The 6,355-nt window shown below is 39.4% G+C and carries 9 protein-coding genes and 1 pseudogene; 2 read left to right on the forward strand and 8 right to left on the reverse strand.

Going from position 1 to position 6,355, the window contains the following annotated elements; all coding sequences use genetic code 11:
• On the reverse strand, positions 1–376 hold a 376-nt coding region (locus H1P_RS29855), incomplete at its 3' end, for a hypothetical protein (RefSeq protein WP_186376230.1).
• Between the two features lie 247 nt (positions 377–623).
• On the opposite strand from H1P_RS29855, the gene H1P_RS29860 reads away from it, so the two are divergent.
• Both H1P_RS29860 and H1P_RS29865 read left to right on the forward strand, forming a co-directional pair.
• Positions 624–1,259, forward strand: a complete 636-nt coding sequence (locus H1P_RS29860) for an HlyD family secretion protein (RefSeq protein WP_144874600.1) — start codon at positions 624–626, stop codon at positions 1,257–1,259.
• Entirely contained in the window at positions 1,225–1,512 is a 288-nt protein-coding gene (locus H1P_RS29865; protein WP_144874602.1) for a hypothetical protein, read from the forward strand. Before H1P_RS29860 ends, H1P_RS29865 begins: the two co-directional genes overlap by 35 nt.
• Before the next feature lie 88 nt (positions 1,513–1,600).
• Here H1P_RS29865 and H1P_RS29870 read toward each other — a convergent pair whose 3' ends face one another.
• The 7 genes and pseudogenes from H1P_RS29870 to H1P_RS29895 form a co-directional block, all read right to left on the reverse strand.
• Positions 1,601–3,025, reverse strand: a complete 1,425-nt coding sequence (locus H1P_RS29870) for an FAD-dependent oxidoreductase (RefSeq protein ID WP_144874610.1) — start codon at positions 3,023–3,025, stop codon at positions 1,601–1,603.
• Between the two features lie 197 nt (positions 3,026–3,222).
• The gene (locus H1P_RS29875) at positions 3,223–4,107 is read right to left on the reverse strand and encodes a tyrosine-type recombinase/integrase (protein ID WP_144874604.1); all 885 of its coding nucleotides are present in this window, start codon (positions 4,105–4,107) and stop codon (positions 3,223–3,225) included.
• 188 nt (positions 4,108–4,295) lie between these two features.
• Complete coding sequence (locus H1P_RS29880) at positions 4,296–4,544, reverse strand: DUF4926 domain-containing protein (RefSeq protein WP_144874606.1); 249 nt, start codon at positions 4,542–4,544, stop codon at positions 4,296–4,298.
• 20 nt (positions 4,545–4,564) lie between these two features.
• Positions 4,565–4,900, reverse strand: coding sequence for a DUF6883 domain-containing protein (locus tag H1P_RS29885; protein ID WP_144874608.1), 336 nt, complete (start codon positions 4,898–4,900; stop codon positions 4,565–4,567).
• Positions 4,901–5,100: 200 nt separating this feature from the next.
• Positions 5,101–5,229, reverse strand: a complete 129-nt coding sequence (locus tag H1P_RS39100; protein WP_281291261.1) for a hypothetical protein — start codon at positions 5,227–5,229, stop codon at positions 5,101–5,103.
• On the reverse strand, positions 5,211–5,366 hold the full coding sequence (locus H1P_RS40025) for a hypothetical protein (RefSeq protein ID WP_425461565.1): 156 nt from the start codon (positions 5,364–5,366) through the stop codon (positions 5,211–5,213). Before H1P_RS40025 ends, H1P_RS39100 begins: the two co-directional genes overlap by 19 nt.
• 149 nt (positions 5,367–5,515) lie before the next feature.
• Positions 5,516–6,040 (reverse strand): annotated as a pseudogene (locus tag H1P_RS29895) (IS607 family transposase); the annotation flags it as partial.
• Positions 6,041–6,355: the final 315 nt, after the last annotated feature.

A 6,355-nucleotide genomic window follows, 5' to 3' on the forward strand; every position in this document is an offset into this window, starting at 1 on the left:
GCTTTTCAACTGCTCTGATAAATTCAGTGAATGTAATTTCAGTTAAGCTGTCTTGATTATCTTTTTTAAACTCTGTAACTAAGTTGGCCCAATCAAAAGTATTACTATCTATCGAAGGCGTAAAAGAAAACAAAACTTTGTTCTCTGCTAAAAGCTCGATTTTATGGTCACCTGTAGGAAACCAGACTTCGATCTCTTGATGATTAGAAGTGATGACTTTAGCTCTAACTGCTTTAATGTCTAGAGCATCAGTTGCATTGCTTTCGATAATAACTTGTTTAACACCATTATTTTCAACGGCTCGAACAAATTCCGTATAATTCCATCTAACCGCTTCAGCTTTTATACTTTGCTGTTCGCAACCTGAAACAAGCATTATGCTTGTTATTGTTAGCGTAGAGAGTACGTATTTCATTAAATAAGATATTTGTCTTAGCATCTAAGTTAATCAATATTTGGCTTCACAGATTAATTAAGAATTCCCCAAAGTTTAAATTTACTAACTTGAGAACAGTAATTTATGGACGGGTAATAGTCGGCATTGCGATCGCCCCTAACTCAAATCACTTACCTATACCCATTTCATAGACTAAAACAGAAGCAGAACGATATTAAGTACTGCGATGAAGAAAGGTAACTGGTCTGTAGTAAAAGTTTTAGGATATGTCATTTTAGGCATTGGTGCGGTCAGCTTCGCTGCCTCGCGGAGCGAGTCCGCCCTCACCATTACCAACACCAAACAAACCCAAGCCAATCAACCCGAACCAGTACCCGAAACTACCACCCCTTACAGTCCCAGCCGTCATACAATTACCCTTACTCTCAATGAATTAGATGAACTGAAAGTAACTGAAGGTCAGAGAATAAACCCAGGCGATATCATCAGCGATCGCACTTCTACCAAAACCAAACTACAAGCTAAAAGGGAAAGATTAGAAACAGCGATCGCCCAAGCCAGTTTACCTCTAAATCAACTCAAAGCCGTTCCGATTCCTAAGTTTCAGACTGAACTAGCAGCACTCAAACAGGCTCAGTTTGACCTCAATGTCATTACTCGCGAGATTGAGAATTTCGACAAGCAGCTTCATTTTAAAGACCCCTTTTATTCGTCGGTATTTGAGTCAGAGAAGATTCAGGAGTTAGCAGACTTGAAACGCAGAGAGTTAGAGGCTTCTATTAATGTGGAAAAAGCGATCGCGCAGCGCCTGCTTCGCAGACCACGCAGTGCCAGCCGAAGGGCTGATCGCCCGATTGGATGAGGCAAAGCTCAACTACCAGAAGCAACAGTACGAACACAGCCTAAAAGTATCCGACTATCAGACATCATTACAGAAGCAGCAGGAGCAAGTTAATTCTTTGCAGGTTCAGTTAGATAAAGTTAATGACGAGCTTGAAAACTTGGTGTCTGTTTATTCTCCCTATCGCGGGAAGGTACGACGGGTTAAAGTTTTGAATCAGAGCGATCGCAATATTAATATAGAAGTGACTTTAGATGTTAGAGATGGGAAGTAAGGCGAAAGTCTGAATGAGCAGGTTGTTGATGTTGAGACTTTCGCGGGATGACAATTAATAACTAAAATCTTCAAAATGAGAGATCGCCCTAAGCAGTAAAATTACTAATTAAATCTTCTACATTGCGACTATAAACCGCATCACTATAACTATCCCATTCTGTTTGCGACCAATTATGATTTTTCATAGTAGCTTCTTGAATTTTTTCCATAAAAGGGCGACGAAGTTGCTCGTATTTACTAAATAGATGAGAAATTATTTCTTGATTGTCTAAAGCATTGTTATCAATAATAGTTGAGATCGCCGTACCAATTATGGCAGCATCTTCTAAACCTTGATTAGCTCCTTGTGCAGCAAAAGGAGGCATTCCATGAGCAGCATCTCCAACTAATACTAATCGCTCACTACTCCAAATTGGTTGAGAATGAGGAATATTAGCAGGATGAATATAATAAGGGCGACAAATTAATTGTTCGATATTTGATAATTTAATTAACTGGGAAAAAATCGGAGGAAAATCAGCTTTTGTTAAAATATTTGCTGCTAAATTGATAATTGCTTCAGGGGATTTATTTTCGAGCAAATCTAGGCTTAAAGGAGTATGAAATAAATAACCAAGGGCATTTTCGGCTCGACGAATTAAGATCAACCGAGGTGAGTCAATATTTTGAACATTAGATTTGAGAGAATCATTTCGCAGAGTAACTACCCGCTCGCCTTGAAAATATTTATTTTCTAATTCTTGAATTATCTCATTAGATATATTATCAATTTCCAAACAACCAATAGCAACAAAACCAGAATAGCTCGGTTTCGCCCATTGATTTAAATCTGAATTACAATAAATTAGCTGGCGAATTGTAGAGTTAATTCCATCCGCTGCTACTACTAATTTAGCTTGAAATTGTTGGCGCTCGCACTTTTGAGGATCAGAATTAACATCAGTCACTTGATTTAATGATTGCATTTCCCAATGAGCAAAGGGATTATTATATTTCTCATCACCAGATATACAATCTACTTGCACGTATGCAGTTTCTTGGCTGAAATTAACACAACGATGATTAACTTTGACTATTTCTGAAGGGAGTAAATTTCTGAGGTTAGTTTGCAGATCGTACCAAGGAATTGAAATTCTTCCTTCTCCATAACGATGAAACCAAAAATCAAAGTCTAGGGGAATCGAACGAATAACCTCCCCAAGCAAGTTTTTCTGACACCAGAAGAGCTTTCGAGGCGTTTTTTGCTCTTTTCCGTCACTTTTTTGGCGACGAATTTGTATAAAATCTAAACCTGTTGCTTTTACCTGCTGATAAGCTTGCTCGTCTATATATTTAAGTGCTTTTAAACCATTAGGTAAAAGATCGACTACTTGCCCAACTCGGCGAAAACTACGAGTTCGATCGATTACCAGTAGATTGTTTATACCACGTTGACGTAGCGCGATCGCGGTTGCCAATCCTACTGGCCCTGCACCAACAATCAAAACATCGTATATTTTACCCGAACCCATATCATTCACCTGGAATTACTCTCTTAGCTAGTGACAAGTGCAGTCTACCAGTATCACGATGCTATCAAAAAAGGCGGTAATAATTAAGTCAGATTGCCCTCTATGACACCAGGGCGTTTGGCGTGTCCCTTTCTACCCGTGAAGTAACAGCCATCAAAAATCAATAAACTGACTACTACCAGCATAATTGCGCCCCACTAATCCAAATCGATAAACTTACTGGTACACTCACTCGGTTTAACGTGCAGATATCTCGAAGTAACCGCCAGGGAACTATGACCCAGAGACTTCATCAGCAAATCTATCCCTGCGCCATTATTAAGACTATGACAGGCATGAGCATGACGCAGCCAGTGAGCGGAGGTATGGGGATTAATACCAGCTTTCTCTACAGCTTTTTTAATCAGCCGATGGATAGCATGACGGTCTAAGCGATTGCCAAACCGAGATAAAAACACCGCTTCAGTCTTCTCACTTCTGGGAAGCTGCTTTAATTCCGACCACAACTGATGAGTTATTAGTAATGTCCTGGTTTTGTGACCCTTACCGAATATAGTTACTGCTATTGCTTCTTCTGTAGATTGAAAATCAGACCAATTCAAACCTACTAACTCAGATATTCGCAAACCCAGGATATATAGAAGGATGAGAATTAAGCGATCACGAAGTGCCAGCTTGCGCTGATCGCGTTCATTGGCAGCTTCATCAATTAACTGCTTAACCTCCTCGGCTTGTAGAATCCTTTCATTGAGAGCATCCTTGGCTTTGGTCGTTTTAATCATCGATGCGGGATTGGCGGACAAATAGCCAGTTTTCACTCCAAAGCTAAATAGAGACTTAATTGCAGCCAATTTATTATTAATCGTGTTCTGGCTTTTACCCCGCAGTTGAAAAGATTCTAACCACAACAAAATATCTTCGAGCTTTACCTCTGCTAACTCCTTACCCGCGAAGGTGAGGAACTGCCTACTGATGGTTATGTAAGTCTTTTGAGTAGTCCGCGACTTTTGAGAAATCCACAATCTGATTAACTCCGTGTCGGTGCTGGCATTAGTGAGAAGAGGATAGGTATTTATTGCCATAACTAATCGCAACAGAATTGATGTTTTGTTGTGTTGAATAAAGGTTTAAGTAATGCGGTCTGCTGACAGCAGCGTTGCACGGTCTGCTGACAGCAGCGCGTTGCGCTCGCTCTTGGGGACACGCTAAAACAATATCACTTACTTAGTGAATTTTAAATACCTCTTGGGGGAAAGTTAAGATTACTTCTCTAAGCTGTAACCATTTCAGAGCGAGAATTAGGACTGGCTGGCTCGAAATACAACACCATAAGCTGTTCGGGACGCAAACCTAAAGATTCGTAAGTTTGTCCATAGCGATCGCTAAATTCCACTTCAAAAGCCGTACCGTCGGCTAAAATTTCTACTACAGTTCCCACCTGTCCCCGCCAGAGATTGGCTGAGGGAAGATCGACGGTTAAAGCAACTACATCGAGGAGTTTAATCTTGTTTGTTGTCATTTTGGGTTGACCTCCAAAGCTCAAACGAGAGGATAGCAACTGGTCAATCGCGGAATGGTCGAATCAACTTCAATAATCCAGCCACTACGAATCGTTGCACTTTTATTTTGCCACTCCAGGGGAAAATCTAGGGTGTAACGCTGACCGAAAGTATCTCGTCGTCCTAACTGAGCTTCTTGAGTTTTGACAACTGCCAGTAAAATTGCTCTCAATTCCTCGGCATTCTCTGCCGTCATGCCCAAAAGAGAGCGAAACAGTCTGGCTTTATGCTTGCCAGTACGATGTTCTGAATTGAGACAATAACCCCGCAGTTTGCGAATATCGACTACGGCACTATCGGCATTGGGTATCAACATGGGTGAGGAGCGATTCTACCACTCAGCTATAGTACAGCAATTGGGAATTGAGATCGCACCTATATCTAATTAAATGAGCCAGGGTGGAGGAATTACCGTTAATTTCCCCGTCTCTATGAAAAAATTATTCGCTCGTGTTCCTTTAATCGTTGCCTCAGTCCTATTCTAGGCTGAATTTTTCTCTTTCCGCTTTCTAAAAGTTAGACAATATTGGACAATACTGTTTTGCTTCTAGTTCCTGCTTCATCGAAGAGAGTCGGCTCAAGCTTCTCCACAGGCATGACATCGGGTTCAGCTAACCCTAGTAAATTTAAAGTGTTTTTTTCCAATTAGACGACCCAATTATTTGACGACGATTTAACCATTGTAATCTTCGTAATTTTGTTTCTAATTGTTTGTATGGTCTTGGGGCTAAAAGCTCTTCTCCTGTTGATAATGTAGCAAATCTAAGTAAACCTAAATCCACAGCTATTGGATTGTTTAAGGGAACAATCTTAGTTTTTTCTGTTTCTATCTTAAAACTGATAAACCATTTATCTGCTTTTTTGCTGATTGTTACTGATAATGGTTTTATTCCTATTGACTTTCAATTCTGTCTTAAACCCTAATAGCATCTTATTTAATCTTATCTGCTACTTCTCTTAACTCTTTTACTAATGCTTTGTTTTTATGACTTCTACTCCCATACAACCTAGCACTAAATACAGTAATTATTTCTAGTACATCTTGAGCTAAATCTTCCTCAAATGTGGAGTCTTCCGAACGATTAATAATTACTACTTCCGTTCCGTATATTTCACACAACATAAAGATTAGTTCGCTACCAAATCTAAGCAAGCGGTCTTTATTAGTTAGTACTAATCTTTCTACTTGATAGGTGCAAAGCAACTTGATTAATCTAATTAATCCTTTCTTTTTGTAATTCATTCCCTCACCCAAGTCTTCAATGAGTTCAAATGACCAACCTTGTTTTGCACAATAGGCTTCAAGTACCATCGCTTGTCTTTCTAAATCTAGTTTTTGGTCATGGGAACTAACTCTGGCATAAGCTACCGTCAACGAAGCGTCAGATTTATTGCCTAATAATTCACTTACATTAAATCTTCTGTGACCTCCTTCTGTTCTATATGTTTTTTTAATCTAAAACCTATAATTGAATAACATCATAATTAACAACCAATATGATGTCACCAATCAAAACTCAAATAATCTTCACACGCCTACTCACTAAAGTCTCTCTTTGTGAGTACAATAATTCTATATTATCTGACTCTATATATTGCCCGAATCGAGCGACTGGCTTTATAGATTATATTTATTCTCACAGATGAGCGAAAAACTGTCTTCTTTTTCCCAGTAGTTCTGTTAGAAATTGAAGGGAGGAGGTGTAAAATGATGGTAATCACTACACAATTTTTGCGCCTTCGGCACGCTGCGCTAAAATTGTGAGTGAGC

The organism is Hyella patelloides LEGE 07179 (assembly GCF_900659865.1).
Lineage (GTDB): Bacteria > Cyanobacteriota > Cyanobacteriia > Cyanobacteriales > Xenococcaceae > Hyella > Hyella patelloides.